The sequence below is a fragment of the Paenibacillus sp. SEL1 genome, from assembly GCF_054602535.1.
Genome location: NZ_CM137723.1, coordinates 2,342,782 through 2,360,767, shown reverse-complemented (window position 1 = coordinate 2,360,767; position 17,986 = coordinate 2,342,782). Strand labels below are relative to the sequence as shown.

At 45.2% G+C, this 17,986-nt stretch carries 19 protein-coding genes; 7 read left to right on the top strand and 12 right to left on the bottom strand.

Annotation, left to right across the window (positions count from 1 at the left end):
• Positions 1-13: 13 nt before the first annotated feature.
• Positions 14-1,018: a LacI family DNA-binding transcriptional regulator gene (locus ACYCSE_RS10795; protein ID WP_459702229.1), complete on the top strand. Its 1,005-nt coding sequence runs from the start codon at positions 14-16 to the stop codon at positions 1,016-1,018.
• Positions 1,019-1,118: 100 nt separating this feature from the next.
• Here the strand turns inward: ACYCSE_RS10795 and ACYCSE_RS10790 are convergent, their stop codons facing one another.
• From ACYCSE_RS10790 to ACYCSE_RS10765, 6 genes are all read right to left on the bottom strand, one after another.
• Entirely contained in the window at positions 1,119-1,796 is a 678-nt protein-coding gene (locus tag ACYCSE_RS10790) for a hypothetical protein (RefSeq protein ID WP_459702228.1), read from the bottom strand.
• 92 nt (positions 1,797-1,888) lie between these two features.
• Positions 1,889-3,109, bottom strand: a complete 1,221-nt coding sequence (locus ACYCSE_RS10785) for a stalk domain-containing protein (RefSeq protein WP_459702227.1) — start codon at positions 3,107-3,109, stop codon at positions 1,889-1,891.
• A gap of 354 nt (positions 3,110-3,463) precedes the next feature.
• Complete coding sequence (locus ACYCSE_RS10780; RefSeq protein WP_235306981.1) at positions 3,464-3,949, bottom strand: cytochrome c biogenesis protein CcdC; 486 nt, start codon at positions 3,947-3,949, stop codon at positions 3,464-3,466.
• Between the two features lie 43 nt (positions 3,950-3,992).
• Positions 3,993-4,760 (bottom strand): ABC-2 transporter permease, encoded by a 768-nt coding sequence (locus ACYCSE_RS10775; RefSeq protein WP_459702226.1) that lies wholly within the window; start codon positions 4,758-4,760, stop codon positions 3,993-3,995.
• Positions 4,757-5,470, bottom strand: coding sequence for an ABC transporter ATP-binding protein (locus ACYCSE_RS10770; RefSeq protein WP_348621246.1), 714 nt, complete (start codon positions 5,468-5,470; stop codon positions 4,757-4,759). The genes ACYCSE_RS10775 and ACYCSE_RS10770 overlap by 4 nt, the downstream gene beginning before the upstream one ends.
• Positions 5,467-5,880, bottom strand: a complete 414-nt coding sequence (locus tag ACYCSE_RS10765; RefSeq protein ID WP_103048456.1) for a GntR family transcriptional regulator — start codon at positions 5,878-5,880, stop codon at positions 5,467-5,469. The genes ACYCSE_RS10770 and ACYCSE_RS10765 overlap by 4 nt, the downstream gene beginning before the upstream one ends.
• 213 nt (positions 5,881-6,093) lie before the next feature.
• On the opposite strand from ACYCSE_RS10765, the gene ACYCSE_RS10760 reads away from it, so the two are divergent.
• Positions 6,094-6,666 (top strand): hypothetical protein, encoded by a 573-nt coding sequence (locus ACYCSE_RS10760; protein WP_459702225.1) that lies wholly within the window; start codon positions 6,094-6,096, stop codon positions 6,664-6,666.
• Between the two features lie 209 nt (positions 6,667-6,875).
• On the top strand, positions 6,876-7,421 hold the full coding sequence (locus ACYCSE_RS10755) for an N-acetyltransferase family protein (protein WP_459702224.1): 546 nt from the start codon (positions 6,876-6,878) through the stop codon (positions 7,419-7,421).
• A 51-nt stretch (positions 7,422-7,472) separates the two neighbouring features.
• Here the strand turns inward: ACYCSE_RS10755 and ACYCSE_RS10750 are convergent, their stop codons facing one another.
• Positions 7,473-7,805: a hypothetical protein gene (locus ACYCSE_RS10750; protein ID WP_061830729.1), complete on the bottom strand. Its 333-nt coding sequence runs from the start codon at positions 7,803-7,805 to the stop codon at positions 7,473-7,475.
• A gap of 187 nt (positions 7,806-7,992) precedes the next feature.
• Here ACYCSE_RS10750 and ACYCSE_RS10745 point away from each other — a divergent pair, with 187 nt between their 5' ends.
• On the top strand, positions 7,993-8,811 hold the full coding sequence (locus ACYCSE_RS10745) for an alpha/beta fold hydrolase (RefSeq protein ID WP_459702223.1): 819 nt from the start codon (positions 7,993-7,995) through the stop codon (positions 8,809-8,811).
• A 108-nt stretch (positions 8,812-8,919) separates the two neighbouring features.
• Here ACYCSE_RS10745 and ACYCSE_RS10740 read toward each other — a convergent pair whose 3' ends face one another.
• The 3 genes from ACYCSE_RS10740 to ACYCSE_RS10730 all read right to left on the bottom strand — a co-directional run bounded on the left by ACYCSE_RS10740 (position 8,920) and on the right by ACYCSE_RS10730 (position 12,290).
• Entirely contained in the window at positions 8,920-9,135 is a 216-nt protein-coding gene (locus ACYCSE_RS10740) for a cold-shock protein (RefSeq protein ID WP_013308357.1), read from the bottom strand.
• Positions 9,136-9,266: 131 nt separating this feature from the next.
• Entirely contained in the window at positions 9,267-9,467 is a 201-nt protein-coding gene (cspD, locus tag ACYCSE_RS10735) for a cold-shock protein CspD (RefSeq protein ID WP_013308356.1), read from the bottom strand.
• Positions 9,468-9,854: 387 nt separating this feature from the next.
• Positions 9,855-12,290, bottom strand: coding sequence for a LamG-like jellyroll fold domain-containing protein (locus ACYCSE_RS10730; RefSeq protein ID WP_459702222.1), 2,436 nt, complete (start codon positions 12,288-12,290; stop codon positions 9,855-9,857).
• Positions 12,291-12,715: 425 nt separating this feature from the next.
• On the opposite strand from ACYCSE_RS10730, the gene ACYCSE_RS10725 reads away from it, so the two are divergent.
• Together ACYCSE_RS10725 and ACYCSE_RS10720 are read left to right on the top strand one after the other, a co-directional pair.
• Positions 12,716-13,060 (top strand): DUF805 domain-containing protein, encoded by a 345-nt coding sequence (locus ACYCSE_RS10725; RefSeq protein ID WP_459702220.1) that lies wholly within the window; start codon positions 12,716-12,718, stop codon positions 13,058-13,060.
• A gap of 422 nt (positions 13,061-13,482) precedes the next feature.
• Entirely contained in the window at positions 13,483-13,881 is a 399-nt protein-coding gene (locus ACYCSE_RS10720) for a hypothetical protein (RefSeq protein ID WP_459702219.1), read from the top strand.
• 82 nt (positions 13,882-13,963) lie between these two features.
• Here the strand turns inward: ACYCSE_RS10720 and pyk are convergent, their stop codons facing one another.
• A complete protein-coding gene (pyk, locus tag ACYCSE_RS10715; RefSeq protein ID WP_023986598.1) occupies positions 13,964-15,379 on the bottom strand; it encodes a pyruvate kinase in 1,416 nt (471 codons plus the stop codon).
• A gap of 179 nt (positions 15,380-15,558) precedes the next feature.
• Between pyk and ACYCSE_RS10710 the strand changes: the two genes are divergently transcribed.
• A complete protein-coding gene (locus ACYCSE_RS10710; protein WP_459702218.1) occupies positions 15,559-16,347 on the top strand; it encodes a helix-turn-helix transcriptional regulator in 789 nt (262 codons plus the stop codon).
• 194 nt (positions 16,348-16,541) lie between these two features.
• Here the strand turns inward: ACYCSE_RS10710 and ACYCSE_RS10705 are convergent, their stop codons facing one another.
• Complete coding sequence (locus ACYCSE_RS10705; protein ID WP_013308350.1) at positions 16,542-17,960, bottom strand: sucrose-specific PTS transporter subunit IIBC; 1,419 nt, start codon at positions 17,958-17,960, stop codon at positions 16,542-16,544.
• Positions 17,961-17,986: the final 26 nt, after the last annotated feature.

Below are 17,986 nucleotides of genomic sequence, written 5' to 3'. Positions count from 1 at the left end.
AGGAGGTGACGATGTGGTCAGCATTAAAGATATCGCCAAACAGGCGGGCGTTTCCATATCTACCGTTTCATATGCCTTGAATGGTAGCGATAAGGTAACAGAAGAAACTTGCGCACGTATTTTAGCCATTGCCAAAGAGCTTAACTATGTGCCCAATGCCGCCGCACGTAATCTCAAGAAAAGGCAGACCAAAATTATTGGCGTTTTCCTAACTGATTTCCGTGGAGACGTTTATGGAGATTTACTGTATGGCATCAAGGAAATTTTGAACCGCAAGGGCTATGATCTCATCGTATGCAGCGGTAAGCAGTCTCACCGAATGCTGCCGGAACGCATGATCGACGGCGCCATTGTGCTGGATCAGACGTTTGATAGTCAGGAGCTACTGAACTACGCCGAGCGAGGACATAAAATTGTCGTGTTGGACCGTGAACTGAACCATCCTAACATTAACCAGGTGCTGCTGGATAACAAAGCGGGCGCCGCTCTCGCAATCGAACATTTATTGGAATTGGGACACCGTAAGCTATATGTGGTTACCGGACCAGAAGGTTCTTACGATTCATGGCAACGGATGCAGGCGGTCAAGCAGACCATTGAGCGTAGCGGCGTGGCTGAAATGATCGAAATTGACGGCGATTTTGAGAAATCGGGCGGTGAACAGGCGGCTGAGATCATTTTGCAGCAACAAGTTAGCCCGGATTCGGAACCTGTAGCCGTATTTTGTCTCAATGATGAAATGGCAGTGGGCTTTTACAATCGAATGGCTCAGTCAGAGCTGACGATTGGCAAGGATATTCATATCGTCGGCTTTGATAATATCGAGCTGGCGCAATATATTCAGCCCCGTCTGACAACGATTGACTATTCCAAGCGTAAATGGGGCGCTGTAGCTGCCGAACAAGTTCTCAAAATCATTGCTGGGGAAGACGTGGAGCATGAACGTTTATACGTTACGCTTGTCCAAAGAGAATCGGCAGGCGCAGCACTCATCACCCAAGATCAACAGAATCTGTGATGAACAGCGTAGAAGTAACCTGCTCGCCAGCCTCCTCCCAAAAAAAAAGAACTTCCACAGGCCCAAAACACGGGGTGGAAGTTCTTTTGGTTATACTTATTTAACTTAACAAATCCTCAATTGAATTCGACAACGACCGTAAGGGATTACCAATCGTTTGCCCCGTCTCCAGCTCCACCTGTAACGCAGCATCAACCATAGACAACTGTGCTACAGCCAGCCCTCTGCTTGGATCAACCTCCCTTAGCTCATACAGCGAACGAACCAGCAATTCCTTATACTCGTCTTCACGTCCCTGCATAATCAGTTCAAAAGCGTCCTCCACCACCTTAACCTCTATCCAAGAAGAGATATCCGGTTTGCCTAACAGAGCAGCCGTATGATAAAGACGCTTCATCGTTCCCTCTACAGTAGCCGGATTCGTGAATACCAAGGTCCGTGGCCGCAAATCATCGCATATCTCATGAAAAAAGGGCTCATCCAGCGCAATTACTGGTGTAGACAGGGGCAATTGAGCCTTTTCTGCCAAAACAATATAATTCGTGCACGTTATCAAAATAACGTCTATGTCGCTTTGGGCAATCCAGCTCAGTTGCTCTTCTACCTTGCGACTGGCATCGTCCGCAGAAAAATGCGGGTCTGACGAGATCCGGCGCATAAGCCCAGGGTCCACAAAATGTATCAGCTCCACCTCATAAGAAGCAAAAGCTCGTTCCACATAGGCTATGTTCGAGTGATGTGCATGCAGGCAGCCCACACGTTGCTTCAAGCCTTCCATCGTCCAACCTCCTGTTATAGTTTGCATCATTTTAACAGGAAGAGGACGATTAGGAAAGCATGCCAATCACGCCATGCCACAAATGCACTTTCTTAAAACTTGCCGTTTGTATTTTTCCACTCTGTTTTAGCTGGAACCTCCTGAACTACGTCCCAATGTTCCGCTACCTTGCCGTTCTCTACCCGGAACAGATCATAGACAGCGGCTGAAGTTCCCTTAGACGATGTCAATTCACTCACAACCAGCACAAAGTTGCCTTCTCCAATGACCATGTGAACCTGATCATATCCAAAAGAAGCTCCTTGGCTTCCCGCTGCGGAAAGTGCTTGTTTCAAATTGGATACACCGTCACCAAAAAGAGGATTATGCTGAATGTAATGGTCACCGTTATAGTAGCTTTCCAATGCAGCACGATTTTTGCCAACCAGGACATCATCCACAAACTTGCGGATCAGTGTTTTGTTCGTCTCAGTTTGGTTGAGATCCGTGATCTGTGTTGTTCCATCAATCATGGTGTGTCCGCTTGGATTGGCTGGAGCCGAGTCCTGCATGTTGTCCCAATGCTCAACAATTTTACCATTGCTATCGAAGCGGAAAATATCAAAAACAATGCTCGTTTTCCCTGCAATGGACTCTTTATAATGAACTGCTACATCATTACCATCCTGAATTACACGTTGGATTTCAACCTGTACATTGGCTCCCTTCGCCTGGCTAATCCCTTGCAGCAACGCATCTCTTCCGCTAGCAAAGCTCAGATTGTGCTGAATGTACTGATCCTTGCTGATCCAAGTCTCGGCCGCTTTCGTGTCTCCGGTTTCAAAGCTTTTCACGATTTCAATGACCTTATCCTTATTACTCACCCCGATTTGCACCGTTTGGCTGGCCGGGTCCCAAATCACTTGCTTGCCCCATGCTTCTTTGACGACATCAACTGGTACATAGGTTACCCCCTGCTTGGTCAATAGGGTCGAGGTGGATAGCGGTACCTTAATCCCGTTGATTTGCGCTTCCGGGCTGCCTGACACCAGTACAACTGTCGCCTGGTCATAACGAATGGTCGTGCTTTGTCGTGCCGTATTGAACGTAATATGCTTGGAATCCAGCGGAATCCCCAAACTGGAGGCCAATTGTCTCAAGGGAATTAAGACCTGCTTATTTCTCACGATAGGCGCAATTTTGTAAGCCTCCTTCTTGCCATCTACCCAAACCTGAATACCTGTAGCGGGTTTTGTTTCGGCCGCCAAGGCCGGTACAGCAGAAGATAGCACGAGCAAGCCAGCGAGTGCGGCAGTAACCGTATGTTTTTTCATGAATGTAAGCCCCTCTCAACATAAAAAAAATAGAAAATTGAAAACAATTCCCTTTTATGTAACTAATTAAGTTACACCTAATCACAAAAAATGAACTTTTCACGTCCTGCCTTATCTTTAACCCTCATCTGAATCTCTTGAAACCTCAATACCCCTCCTTTCAAAATTCTATATGCATAGCCCGTTATGCAGCAAGCTACAGCCTTAGAATAAAGGATATGGGGACTAATAACAATGTATGCTTATGGTCTTACAAATGAATTTATGATGAAACCACAAAAAAAGCGGCTCCTATCGCCAAGCGAATGAACGCTTTTTGAATAGTAAGCCGCTGTGTTAACCCCATTGCTATTGTTATACGGATAACGTTCTCCGAAACTTGATAAAGCTCCCGATTCGCCAGATTGAGATATACACCAGCGCCATCGTAATTGCCAGCATGCTAATTTCGGTCGTACCCAAACTACTGAGGTACTGAGTCAAAACGACGCGAATCAAGATAATAGCGATAATAATATATTTAAAATATTGGTTCGGCTTGGGATAAATAAGACCGTCATCCCGTCTTTCATACGCTGTATGCAGCAAAATAACATAGCCAAACAGAGCCCCTAATAGCCCGGCAACCAGCAGTTCCCAAAAGGCGGGGAGCTCGTACGTTTGACCGGGAATATGCATTAATTGGTACACAGACATCATCATAAGCGGGAAAGCGATAAACAAGGGGAGCAGAATCCGGATTCCATTTCCTTTTACCGGTCCCCTTCGTCTCTTGGTCCTTAACCAGATCATCAGCCCCACCAGAACAGCCATCAATACATATATAAATATCGTCGTCATGGTGTAGTAACTCCTTCCTCATAGATCCTGTAGATACGCTAGCCTAAATCGACAGTTTTTTCTCCAGCAGATACGCGCTCAAGCGGATTAATACATATGCAGCAACCCAACTCATCAACACCGCAATCGGGAAATGCCAGGTAAATGGAAACCATTGTCCTGTTTGAGCATGGTCAAACTGCTCATAAAGCCCCTGATCGCCCGACCAATAAAAGACACTCCCGCCACCCATCAAAAGAATCCACAGTATCGGGTTAAGCGGCCGCAAGGTGCTGTATTTGGTACTGGCCGTCAATAGACCCAGCGCAATAACCAACGGCGTGAAGGCGATAATCATCACAAACCAGTTCAATCCGACTACAATAAAAGACGCTGCATCCGCAAACGTATAAGGCTGTATGGTTGATGAGATGAACAACGCGTACAGAGAACCCACCACAAACAGAAGCAATATTACGACCATGGTTTGTAAAATAGCCGCAATCCATTTGGCGCTAATCAGCCATATGCGCGGATAGGGAAGGGTCAGCCACCATCCGTAGGTGTCATTTTCCCATTCTCTTCTCAAGCTTCCCACACCCATAAAAATGATCATGTACGGCAGGCCCAGGGTGACATACCACAGCCTTGTTAATTCGAGCTGGTTGTGAAGTGCGAAGTACAAGGAAATAGCGAACGCCGCAATTAGAAATAATGAGAAATACACGAGTCTCCACGATCTCGGTAGTCGATTGCGGCCCTGCCTTCTCCAGCTTCCTTTATTTCGAAATTCATGGCGTATCAAATCTTTGAACAGCCCTGATGAATTCACGCCTTCCACTCCTTTTTGTACAAATTGCGGAACACCTGATTCAGCGAGCCATGCTCTGCACGCAGATCATCCGAATCACCAGACCATATGGTCCGTCCGTGGTCCATCATGACCGTGTAGTCAAACAAGCCTTCCACTTCCTGAATATCATGCGTGCTAATGAGTATCGACTGCTGCCGACCCTCCAAATAATCAATAATCCCGGCTACAATCGCCTCTCTGGAGAGGACATCAATACCCGCAAACGGCTCATCCAGGATCATGAGTGGAACCTCACGTGCCAGACATAAAATCAGTAGCACACGTGCCTCCTGTCCGCGACTCAGCCCAGTCATTTTAAGTTCCAGCTCGACGTCCATATGATCAGCAAGTTTATACGCGTCTTTTATATTGAAGCCAGGCAAAAAAGACTTCCCCCATTCCAGCGTCTGCTGAACTGTATGATTGGGGTACCAGCGTGCCCGGTCAGGAAGATAGGATATATCCCGGTTGGTTTCCCAACCAGGCTGTCGGCCCAACACCTGAAGCTCGCCCCCATCTGGCTGAATCAATCCGGTGATTGCCCGAAAGAAGCTGGACTTCCCACAGCCATTGGGTCCAAGCACGCCTACAATACGTCCTGCCGGAATGATGACATCTAATTGATCCAGTGCTTTTTTACTGCCGTATTGCTTCACCAGATGATTCGCAACCACAACAGACTCCGTCATGCCTTATCGCCTCCTTCCTTGTCATTTCCGGCCTGTTTGCTTCGTATATACTGCTGTACATCTTCCCACGATAACCCCAGGCTACTCATCTGTCCGAGAAACTGATCAATATATGTTATAGCCAATTGTTCCCGAAAGCTGGCAATCCGTTCACTGGACGAAGTAACATAAGTGCCTAACCCGCGCCGCTTCTCAGTCAATCCGTCCCGCTCCAGCTCCTGATATGCCCGCATCACGGTATTCGGATTCATGCGTAATTCCTGCGCCAAATCACGAACAGATGGCATTTTGCTTCCCATTTCGATCTCCCCTTTAGCAATGGAGCTTCGTACTTGATTTAATATTTGTTCATATAATGGCTGGCTAAAGTCAATTAAAAATCGGAACGAGCCAACCCGTTGTTCTTCCATGGGTGTTTCCCCCTAATCGGCTGCATCTATCGTGCCTGTAGTGTATTATATCACTTAATACACGTAATACACGTTTATTTTAGCTGAAATTTTAGTCATGCCACCCAAATTTCATTCAGTAAATGCTCAGCTTGCGCTCAGATAGCATTCAAGTTGATCCCTTATGATGTATCACGTACCAAACAAGCCATAACCGAAAGGTGGAAAATAAAGATGAAGAGCACCAAGAAAGCAATTTTGGTTGGAACGATGGCCTTGGCATTTTTAGGAGGCGGGGCACTGTACTCCACAAGCGCAGCCCATGCTGCTTCAACTACACCTGAGAAGGCTCCCATCGCAGACAAAGCACAGGCACCTAAGGGGAATCCCGGCGATGCTAATGGCCCTAAAATCGCAGGAGGTAACTACGCTGAGAACAAAGCTCTCCTGAAATTATTGAAATTATCCTCCACTCAGTTGGATACACAGTTGAAAGCAGGTAAATCCCTGGCTACGATCGCCAAAGCACAGGGCGTGAGCGTAAATTCCGTTATTGATGTAATGGTTTCAGATATGAAAGCGAAACTGGCTACGGAAAAACAAAACGGCAAGATTACGGCAACCGAATATAACCAACGTGTCTCTAATCTGAAGCAAATGATGACAGATATGGTGAATGGCGTGAAACCATCCAAACCACCAGTAGATGGCGGTAAAGCGGATGCAGGTAAAGCTCCTGCTCAAGGAGATGCAGCCAAGGCTCCTGCTCAAACCAATGCAGCTAAAGCCTCTGCTAAGCAGAAATAGCCACAACTTCCGTTTTCCAAAAGCTGTAGCTTGTATAATAGATCTCCATCCGGCTTCCCTGTACGGATAGAGAAATCAATTAGGCCTGTCCCCTGCTGCGATACAACAGAAGGAGACAGGCTTATTTGTCATGTAAACAAGATAATATGTGGTAGACTAACATGATCCAGAGGTCATTTTTCACTCTAATTCATAATAAGGAGAATGTAATGAAAATAAATAAACAGGAATTTGATGTGCAAGGAATACACTATACGATCAGATCAGCCATAATTCAAGATGCGAAGAATTTGTCTGAAATCCGCTTGCTGATTGATGGAGAAACTGAAAATTTAGATAGAGAGAAGGGAGAAGCGTTTATAAGTACATCCGGTTTTGAACAGCTCATTGAATCAGATACAGAGAATAACAGAAACCTATTTTTAGTTGCGGTAGTTCATGAAAAAATCGTCGGATTTTCAAGATGTGAGGGCCATGTTCTGAGCAGATTCTCTCATAAAGTTGAATTCGGCGTATGTGTACTAAAGGATTTTTGGGGTTACGGGATCGGGACGAATCTTTTAAAAAAATCTATTTCCTGGGCTGACTCCAATGGCATCAAGAAAATAACTCTACAAGTTTTGGAAACGAATGATAAAGCCATTGAGCTTTATAAAAAACATGGATTTGAAATCGAAGGGTTATTAAAAAACGATAAGGTTCTTTCAGATGGCAAATACTACAACACCATAATCATGAGGAGATTTCATAAATAAAATAAGACCCTGTTCAACAGGATCTTTCATCTTTGCATCGCCACACATCCCCTAGTAGCGATAATCATCATAAGGATTGCGATTGCGATACTGATCACGCGGCTGCTGAGCTGCGGTAATCATCAAAAATATACCTGAGAGCAAATGCATCAACCAGCCCACAATCGGAATCCATCCAATAACCGAGGTCACGATCCCTAAAATAGATCCATAATAAGACTCTCTATTCGTCACCGATAGCACCAACGTAACAATGTGGAAAATCAGCATAAAGAACAATATAGTATACGCGGAATTTACGATGAGCAGCCCGCCCAAAACAGGAATAGCTAAAAATAGCTCCAATCCGCCTGTAATCCATTTTAATGTTTTTGATGGTGTCATTGTTCCACTCTCCCGATGCTGTTTCATTCCATAATTATATCCTATCCCTATACAGGATGACATACATTTGTTGACATATTATATGCTTATATCGTGACAGACTCATCCCTTTTTCGAATGAGCTAAGCCCTGGCTACATATATGTGAGAGAGAATGAAATGACGTGATTTCTAGAGGGGTGAACACGATGGGATATTATATTGAGGTGGAACGCGGCGTGAAGCTGTATGTCGAGGATATTGGAGAAGGCATCCCTGTTCTGATGGTGCACGGCTGGCCGCTGGATCACCGAATGTACGAATACCAGGTCGCCTTGTTGCCTGCTTACGGGTATCGCTGTATTCAGGTTGATCTTAGGGGGTTCGGCAAGTCTGATCGACCATGGCATGGATACCATTATGATCGATTGGCGGACGATCTGCTGGCTGTTATGCAGGCGCTACAGTTAAATCAGGTACGGCTGATCGGTTTTTCCATGGGGGGAGCTGTAGTCACACGCTACATGAGCAGGCACCGGGGATTTGGCGTCAATCAGTTGATCTTAATCGGAGCAGCTACACCCCGGTTCACGCCAACCAGCGACTTCCCTTATGGTACTCCTGTCACAGAGGTAGATAAACTCATCAAACAAGCCTATACAGATCGCCCACAATTGGTAACTTCTTTTGGCGAAATGTTGTTTGCCAATCCCGTCAGCCAGAGCTTACGCGACTGGTTACGTGATCAGGGCTTTGCGGCTTCAGTTCATAGCATGGCTTGTACTTTGTATTCACTACGTGACTCTGATTTGCGTCCTGATTTGCCATGTATACACGTGCCTACTTGGATTCTACACGGCAAGCTGGATCGGGTCTGTCCTTTCCCCCTGGCTGTCCAAACTCAAAAAGGAATCGCCGGATCAAAGCTTATTCCTTTCGAACGTAGCGGCCACGGTGTATTCTACGAAGCGCTACCTGAATTTAATTCTATCTTACTGAGCATACTAGCCCCATCCTACACACCATAATTGAAAGCCTGTTCATTCTTATGTATAATTTATATTTATAAAAAACAAAAAGACGCCTCAGCGCCGTTAATGGCTATGGGGCATCTTTCACTACAAACATTTATCCGCTTAGGATTGTTTGGTATGATTGAAGCTCGTATTATTTAAAACTGCCAGCTTTTTCTCGCCCTTCACCATGGCAGAACCGCAAATGGGGCATGTCGGCTCGACAGAAAAAGCGAAGTTATCCCGCATCCAGCCGTTACATGTATCGCTGGCGCAATTCCAGACAGTTGTAATTTCCTCAGGAATCTCATCCATTGGCTTTTTCCGTGAATTGTACATAAACATCCCTCTTTCTTCATGATTTATAAAGCGATAAGATGTAATCAGTTCAAAAACGGTCTTGTGAACAGATAAAAACAAATGCCCCAAACGCTATGTTCGGGGCATCTGAAGTAGGCTGTAATTTTAAATTACAGTTTTACAACGTTCTCAGCTTGTGGTCCACGGTTTCCTTCAACTACGTTGAATTCTACGCGTTGGCCTTCGTCCAAAGATTTGAAGCCGTCGCCTTGGATTGCGGAGAAGTGTACGAATACGTCGCTTCCACCTTCAACCTCGATGAAACCAAAACCTTTTTCTGCGTTAAACCATTTTACTGTACCTGTTTGCATGGAATTACCTCCAAAATGTATTTATATGACCTTTATTTTTTACAAATAAAAATTCACATATTGCACAAGGTTATTTCAACCTAAAACAATAGCCCTCTACAATATGCGAATCTCAGGTCACAATTTCAATATACTCATATTACCATAAGTGTATTGAAAACGCAAGCACTGGTGAATTTAATTTATGCAGAGTGCTTATGTTCTCTATTGCGAACTTCAAAGCTGTGTTCATTCGAAGGGAGTGAGTCATTAACGCCTACTTAAAACATTATATCCGCAGTTGCTTCTTATTATACCAGCAATCAAGAAATAAATATACAAAACATTGTGCAGGAGACGAACTTCTTACTAAAAGCTCATCTCCTGCGTTTATTTGCTCATTTTGAACTACAATTCTGCCAGTGCTTTAATTTCCTCTGCTGTCAGCGCTTTGTTATACAATTGAACTTCATCCAGGCTGCCATTGAAGTAAGCATCGGCGGCAAAACGGCTTTTGCCGAGATAAGCCTCGCTCGTCAGCAACTCATCGGGATTGAAGGTAATGCTGTCATTAACAGCTACTTCCTCACCATTTACATACAACTTCCCTGTATTCCCTTCCAGTGTAACCGCTACATGCGTCCACTGGTTTAGAGGTAATGATGATTTGGAAAGCAAGCTTTGATCCGTACCCTCATGGATTGTAAACTGGAGCACACCACTTCCTTGGGAAGGGGTGAGGAACATATGCCGGGCTTGGCCGTTGCCAAAGTCAAAAATCCGTTGCCAAGCTGCACCGCCCTTCCAGTTCACCCAAGCGGAAAAGGTAAAATCCTTCGCATCCGTTACCGTCGCTGGTAGCTGCACGTAACCATCCTTGCCGTTCAGGACAAGAGCACCGCCAAGCTTCCCGTCTTTATCCCATGCGGCACCACCATAGATCTTACCATCGAAATGATTGTATGTGCTGTCGACTACCGAAGTTCCTTGATCTTCACTCCACGAATAGCGTGCAAGCTGAGAACCTTGGGCCTGCCCGGGAACAATGGCTGTAAAGCTTTTCTTAGCTGTGGCTTTGTCCTTTTTGATGGTCGCCGTCAATGTAACTGCTACAGGCTGGGAACCGGCATCGGGACGGTATACTTCACCTGTCACAGAAATATTCTCCGGGTGGGTGGACTCCCATGAAATAGTGGTATCTTGTGCTGCTTGAGTAGGTAGCGTCAGATTATAAAGAACATTGCTCGTATCGCCCAGGCTCAGATCCTTCTGCACAGCAGCTACAATCTTGCTGGCCTTCAGGTCAGGCTTTAGCGAACCCCATACCGCAACACCCTTGGAGGACAACGCGGTAAAAGCAAGCGTCTTGGCACCTGTGTCTGGATCACGGTGCTGCAGGAATACGCCTTTGTACTTCGTACCCTCTGCTGTAATTTCCAGCTGATTGCCTGCCCCCAACTTCCATGTACCGTTCACTCCACCAGACAGCTTGCCGCCGCTATCCAGACTGACGTTAACGGCTTGCTTAATATTTGCCGATATTTCCTTCCCGTGATTTACATACGAATATTGACCGAGGACATCCTTTTCTGACAGCTTTTTCAGTGAATCCTCATCTCCCGAATAACGATAAGGAGCAACCACAGGCCAACCGTCAGCGTTCATGAACATTTCATGTACCCGCACTTCATACTGTTCGCCTCTCCCCGGGAAACGGGAATGGAAAATGACAAAATGCTTTTTCGTCTTGGGATCATAATAAGCCGAGTTGTGTCCGGGCGACACATAGCCTGCACCCAGTCCAGTACCCGGATCACCAATTTCTCTTGGAATCAGGTAATTACCTATCAGTTTGACACCGTATGGTTCAATGGAAGCGTCATCAAAAAGTGGTTTATCAGGATTTGCCTTGACCTTGATCATATCATTGCCTTCAGCATCGTAGAAAGGGCCATCCGGTGTTTTAGACCGAGCCACCCGCAAGTTGTATCCGCCATCCGCTGACAATCCACCATAGGACAGGAACAAGTAATAGTAGTCCGTTTGCGGACTGTATTGTATGTATGGCCCTTCCATACGAGCATGGTTACCGCCTGTCAGCTTTTTCCCGTAGCCTTGACCAGGGAGCGGCTTCCCTGTTTTTTCATCCATCTGCAAAATAAAAATGCCTCCAGAGTAAGAGCCATATACCATCCACAGCTTGCCGTTTTTATCATAAAAGGTGTCCGGGTCCACGGCATTCGGATGCTTGGTTGCATCATAGATCGTCCCATCCTCACTCGGTTGGTCCCACATGCCGGATTTTAGAAAAATTCCTTTATTCTTATAAGGCCCTTCAATTTTATCAGCAACTGCTAGGCCCATCGCTGAACGCGGTGAGTCACCCTTGCAAGCGTTATAATACATATAGAACTTGCCATCTGCCAGTTGAATGACATCAGCTGCCCACAGCGTGTCCGTCTGCGCCCAATCCAGTGCTTCCTTTAATTCATCTTTGACATTGGGAATCAATGCATTACCATTCGCCACTCCTGTAGCAATCGTATCCCAATTCATGAGGTCTTTGGACTTGGCAGCCGCCAGATGTGAGCCAAAAATGTAAAATGTGTCTTTCACTTTCAGAATGGATGGATCATGTACGGAAGTCTCCTTGAAAGAGACAGCCTTTTTACTTTGAATTGAAAAGTTTTCTAGGTCTTGAGCTTGAAGGGAAGTTTGCCCTACATTTTGAATTCCATCTGTATCTGAATTGAGTGTTGGCTCCGCGCCTACCAAAGAAGCAGGCAACAACAGCGCACCTGCGAGTGAAGCTGCCGTTACTTTACGAACAAATGATTGCTTCATAAATCAATCTCCTCTCGTTTTGAACATCCCTGATAACATAAAAAAATATTGAGAAAGCGGTCAGGATTATGTTTGTATTAACTTCTTCACCCTCGAATTTAATGTTAGTCATCCCTCCTATTTCGCATTAAAGCGCTTTCAATTGATTTGAAAAATAAAAGCACCTTCTGTTAAGAAGGACGATTCAAACCTGGCGGTTAACCGTACCTCTATATTATTCAATGGATATGGAAAATTCAATATGTAATTTTATGTTTTTATAAATTATTCATCGAACTATTAACATTAATAAATGTATTGCGTAAATTTCTAGTTTAAAGTTATAATTTTACAACTAAAATTCTATATGTTTCCTGCCGATATACCTAAAAGAACAATTTTACGTGTATAGAAACATTTAGATTTTATAAGGAGGTGAAAAATATATGCAATGGTATTTAAACGCATTAAAAAACTATGTAGGATTTCAAGGTAGAGCAAGACGTACAGAGTATTGGATGTTTATCCTATTTAGTGTAATCGTTAGCTTTGTAATCAGTCTAATCGATAGTCTTGTAGGCTTATCACCGATATTGACTTACATTTATTCTTTGGCTGTCCTGCTGCCATCCTTGGCCGTCCTGGCCCGTAGACTGCATGATACAGGCAGAAGCGGATGGTGGATTCTAATCGCTCTGATTCCTCTGGTAGGGTCAATTATTTTGATTGTATTCACATGCCAAGACAGTCAGCCTAGCGACAATAAGTATGGAAAAAACCCTAAACTGTAATAGTTGTAGATGTCTCAAAACCTCTTTCACTTTTGTGAAGGAGGTTTTTTTCATATCCGCCTCTCCCCTAACAAAGTTAAAAAGCCGCCAATCCAGCACAGCGAAAATAAGTCGGAGCAGATGCTCTGTATTCATGGGATACGAACAATGTGGTCAAAGAAAAGGGCAGAATCCAAAGGGTAAATCACATCCATTATTCGTATCCGTGAATTTTTTTTGCTTTACCTGTTTACATCCTCCTCTTTTAGTTTATTTTAAACGAGTATTAAGCTGGCGCTAAGATTGGGTGTGTATGATGTATATTAGAATCTGGTAACTACATAAGCCGGATCGGCTAAAGGCATAAACATTACTCCCGTTGGATATCCATATAAGGCTCCACCTTGTCAGAAATTGAATGAACACAAAGGAGATTTACACTCATGAATCGAAAACGAATTATGGTCATCTGTACACTGTTGCTGGCGTTATCTATTGGGCAGTCTTCTACTTGGGGAAGTCGGGCTAATGCTGCTACACTGGCTCCAGAGAGAGCCCCTCAGGTACAGGATAATGAAGCTTCCAAGGATGATGAACTTTTGAAAACACTGGGCGCATCCTCGGATGAGCAATTGTATGATGCGTTATATAACGGTCAAACCTTGGCAGATATTGCACAAACCAATAAACAGGACGCACAGGCTGTCGTTGATTTACAGGTAGCTCAGTTAACGGAGCAGTTGGATCAACGACTGGCCAATAAGAGCATTACACCTGAGCAATACCAAGCCCATAAGGCAGAATTGACACAGGTCGTTGCTAAAAGTGTGTTCGGGCTGTAAGTTAGTGACATGACAGAATGTGAAAAAGGCGCTGAACCCATGGGGGCCAGCGCCTTTTGGCTTGTCTATATTTGGTTGTAAATTACACTTGATATACTCGGATCAAGTTAGTGGTGCCCGCCTCAGCGACAGGAACACCTGCTGACAGGACTACAGTATCGCCTTTATGGATATATCCTGCATTCAGCGCGTTACGGATGGAGGATTCGAACATTTCATCCGTTGTTGCTACTTTATCCCCCTTGATCGGGAATACGCCGGATAACAGGCAGATTTTAGCGAATACCGTATTGTTCGGAGTAACCGCAATAATAGGTGCCTTCGGACGATATTTGGATACCATACGTGCCGTGAATCCGCTGGCAGTCGATGTAATAATTGCTTTCGCATCCAGCTCCAGGGACGAACTCACCGCACCCTGACTAATCACTTCGGTGATGTTGGTGCTTTGACGTGCTCTGCGCTTATCAAACTGCTCCTGATAATCGAATTGCGATTCTGCTCTGGCAGCTACAGCGGCCATGGTCCGTACAGACTCGACAGGATATTTACCCGCAGCTGATTCGCCCGACAGCATAACAACATCGGCTCCTTGCATAACGGCATTAAACACGTCACTAACTTCGGCTCTCGTCGGACGCGGGTTCACCTGCATGGATTCCAGCATGTGGGTAGCTACGATAACGGGTTTGCCGACCAGATTACACTTGTCGATCATTTCTTTTTGCATCACAGGCACATCTTGAATCGGCACTTCGACACCCAGATCGCCACGGGCTACCATAATGCCATCGGAAGCTTCGATAATATCATCCAGGTTTTCCATGCCTTCAGCATTTTCAATTTTGGAATAAATTTGTACATGCTCAGCATGATGTCCCTTCAAAATCTCACGGATTTCACGGATATCGTCGCCTTTACGCACAAAAGAAGCCGCAATAAGCTCAACACGCTGCTCCACCCCAAATTGGATGTGCCTCACATCTCGCTCCGTCACGCCTGGAAGGGTCGTATGAATCCCTGGCAGGTTTACACCTTTTCTCGGTTTCAAAATACCGCCGCTTACAATATTACAAATCATTTCCGTACCTTCGATGGAGGTTACAGTCAGATCAACCAAACCGTCGTCAATGAGAATGCGGTCGCCTGGTTTGATGTCCTTCGGCATATCCGGGTAATTCACTGAAATACGATGCTCGTCCCCTAGAATCTCTTCTGTGGTCAGAATGAGCTGGCTACCTGGTTTCAACAGACAAGATGCCTCTCTCAGCTTGCCAATCCGTATTTCTGGCCCTTTAATATCCATCATGACAGGGATAAAGGTATTCATTTCCTTCGCAGCCTGACGCACATTTTCGATACGTTTAACGTGATCTTCCAGCTCCCCGTGAGCCATATTCAAGCGGGCTACAGTCATACCAGCCTGGATCATTTCTTTTAGCAAATGAATGGAGTCACAGGCAGGTCCCATAGTACAAATAATTTTCGTTTTAAGCATAGTAATGTCATCCTCCTGAATGTCTTTACTGTATGGTTTTCTATTCCACTTTGCTTCTCTATCTACATTAAACTTATATAGCTCTATTCTACCTGTACCCGTGTACCAAGACTATGAACTATAGTATGATGAATGTACTACAGTATAACGAAAGTTGAAGACATCGGGGAGTGAGTTTCGTGATTACATTGATAGATATACGGCAGGATAACGGTGTGGACTGGTATGAAAAGGCTGGTGCAAATAGCCACAACGATGACTTACTGTTCATTTTGGTCACCTTTGGCAAATGTGTATATTGGGTGAACGATTGCAAATTCATTCTCGGTAAGGGTGAAACACTGCTTTTACCCGGTCATCTGGATTACTATGGCAAGAGCATTCCTACGCTTTTTCATACCAAGTATGTGATACATTGCCGCAAAACATGTACGAACAGCACACTTCCCATACTGAATACTGACAAGCCGTTGTTGATCAAACCTGGATGCTACGATATGCTGCATGAACGAATTAAATCGATGTACTATCAATGGACTGAACACCCAAGCTACTACACCCTGATGGCTGACTGTCTGCTGACCGAGGCAATGATATATATGAATCAGGAATGGGACAAAGGCGCCATTTCTTGCGATCGAGAGCGACATGTGGAACATATGAAACAGTATATCCAGAACCACTACCGTGAAAAGGTAACCAAGGAGGAGCTTGGCGACGCCATCCGTAAAACCCCCAATTATGCCGCGACGCTGCTGCGTGAGGTAACACGCCAAACGATCAGCGAGCATGTACATACGCAACGTATTAAAACCGCCATCTACATGCTGACCGAGTCCCGGCTAACGATTCGTGAAATTTCGGAGTATGTGGGATATAGTGATGTTTCCTATTTTCATCGGATCTTCAAACGGTTGACAGGCTGCTCGCCGTCCGAATTTCTGGATGAACGCTCTTCGATTGTTTAGTTGGATGGTCTAGAACAGAATTTCATAGTTACAGGATTTTGCAAAATCCTCAGTTAATAAAAATGGTCGTTCTACCTGGAACCCTGCTCTAGTAGTCCTTTTTGATTAGGGACCAAGAGCGTTCCATATAGAACGACCATCATATTTATAATTACGCGTATAAATCTGCGTGTATTCGCATTACTTGGTTGGTGTTAATTGGAGGAACCCGCTGTTTTGACCTCTTCCAACATTTTATCGTTATAGCCAAACATCCAGGTCAAGACAAAGGCTACAACCATAGCAGCCAAGTTCGCCAAAATGTAAAGCGGAAGCTGATGATTCATGTAGAGCAACGTGCCTGGAATGACCGTAACTGCCATGCCTGTAGCCGCCAAATGGAAGACAGAAGCGATAAAACCGCCAACCGCCCCACCGATAAGACCCATAACAAAAGGCTTCATGTATCTCAGGTTGACTCCGAAAATAGCCGGCTCCGTAATCCCCAGAAAAGCAGACAACGAGGAAGGAAGTGCCAACGCTTTCAGCTTGCTATTCTTCGTTTTCAGCCCAACCGCCAGACAGGCAGCACCTTGAGCAGCCATAGCGCAGGTAATGATGGCGTTAAAGGCATTTACGCCGTTCTTTTCAAGCAGTTGAATCTCCAAGAAATTAAATATATGATGCACACCTGTAACGACGATAATCTGATGCAAGAAACCGATGACAATCCCTGCAATACCGAAAGGCAAATCCAGTACAAACGTTGTTCCGTGAAGCACCCATTCTTCGAGTGAATGGAAAATCGGACCGATGGCAAACAATCCCAAAGTGATCATGATCAACAGTGTTAAAAACGGTGTGAGAATCAGATCTAGCGCTTCAGGTACCCGTTTGCGCAGTGCCCGCTCCAGCTTGGCTCCGATCAAGCCCACGAAGAAAGCTGGCAATACCGAGCCTTGATAGCCCACTACAGGAATGAACCCGAACATCGTCAACGGATGGGCTGAGCCGTCCGCAACACTATAAGCGTTGGGCAAGGCCGGGTTTACCAGCATCAGACCGAGAACGATACCCAGCACTGGACTACCGCCGAATACTCTAAAGGCTGACCATGCGACTAACGCTGGAAGAAAAGCAAAGGCCGTATCCGTTAATACTTGTGTGTATAATAGAAAATTGGGTGAAATGTCCTGTGGCGTCATGCCGAGTAGAGCGAGAATTTGCGGCTGAGTGAGCAAGCCACGTAGCCCCATGAACAGCCCCGTAGCAACCAGCACAGGAATAATGGGTACAAACACATCGCCAAAGGTACGAATGGAGCGTTGGAAGACGTTGCCTTCCTTTTTCGCCTGACTCTTCACCTCTTCTTTAGATGAACCGGTCACGCCAAGCTTTTCGACCTCTTCAAAAATTCGATTTACCGTACCTGTACCAAAAATAATCTGATATTGCCCGGAATTGAAGAAAGCACCCTTGACCTTGTCGATCTCCTCAACTTTTTTCTGATCAATCTTCTCCTTGTCATGCACCATAATCCGCAAGCGCGTCGCACAATGAGCAAAAGATGCAATATTTTCTTGCCCACCGATTGCCTGGATCACTTCTTTAGCTATTTCTCTGTTTTCCGCCATGATGTTCATCCCCTCGTTCATTCCGT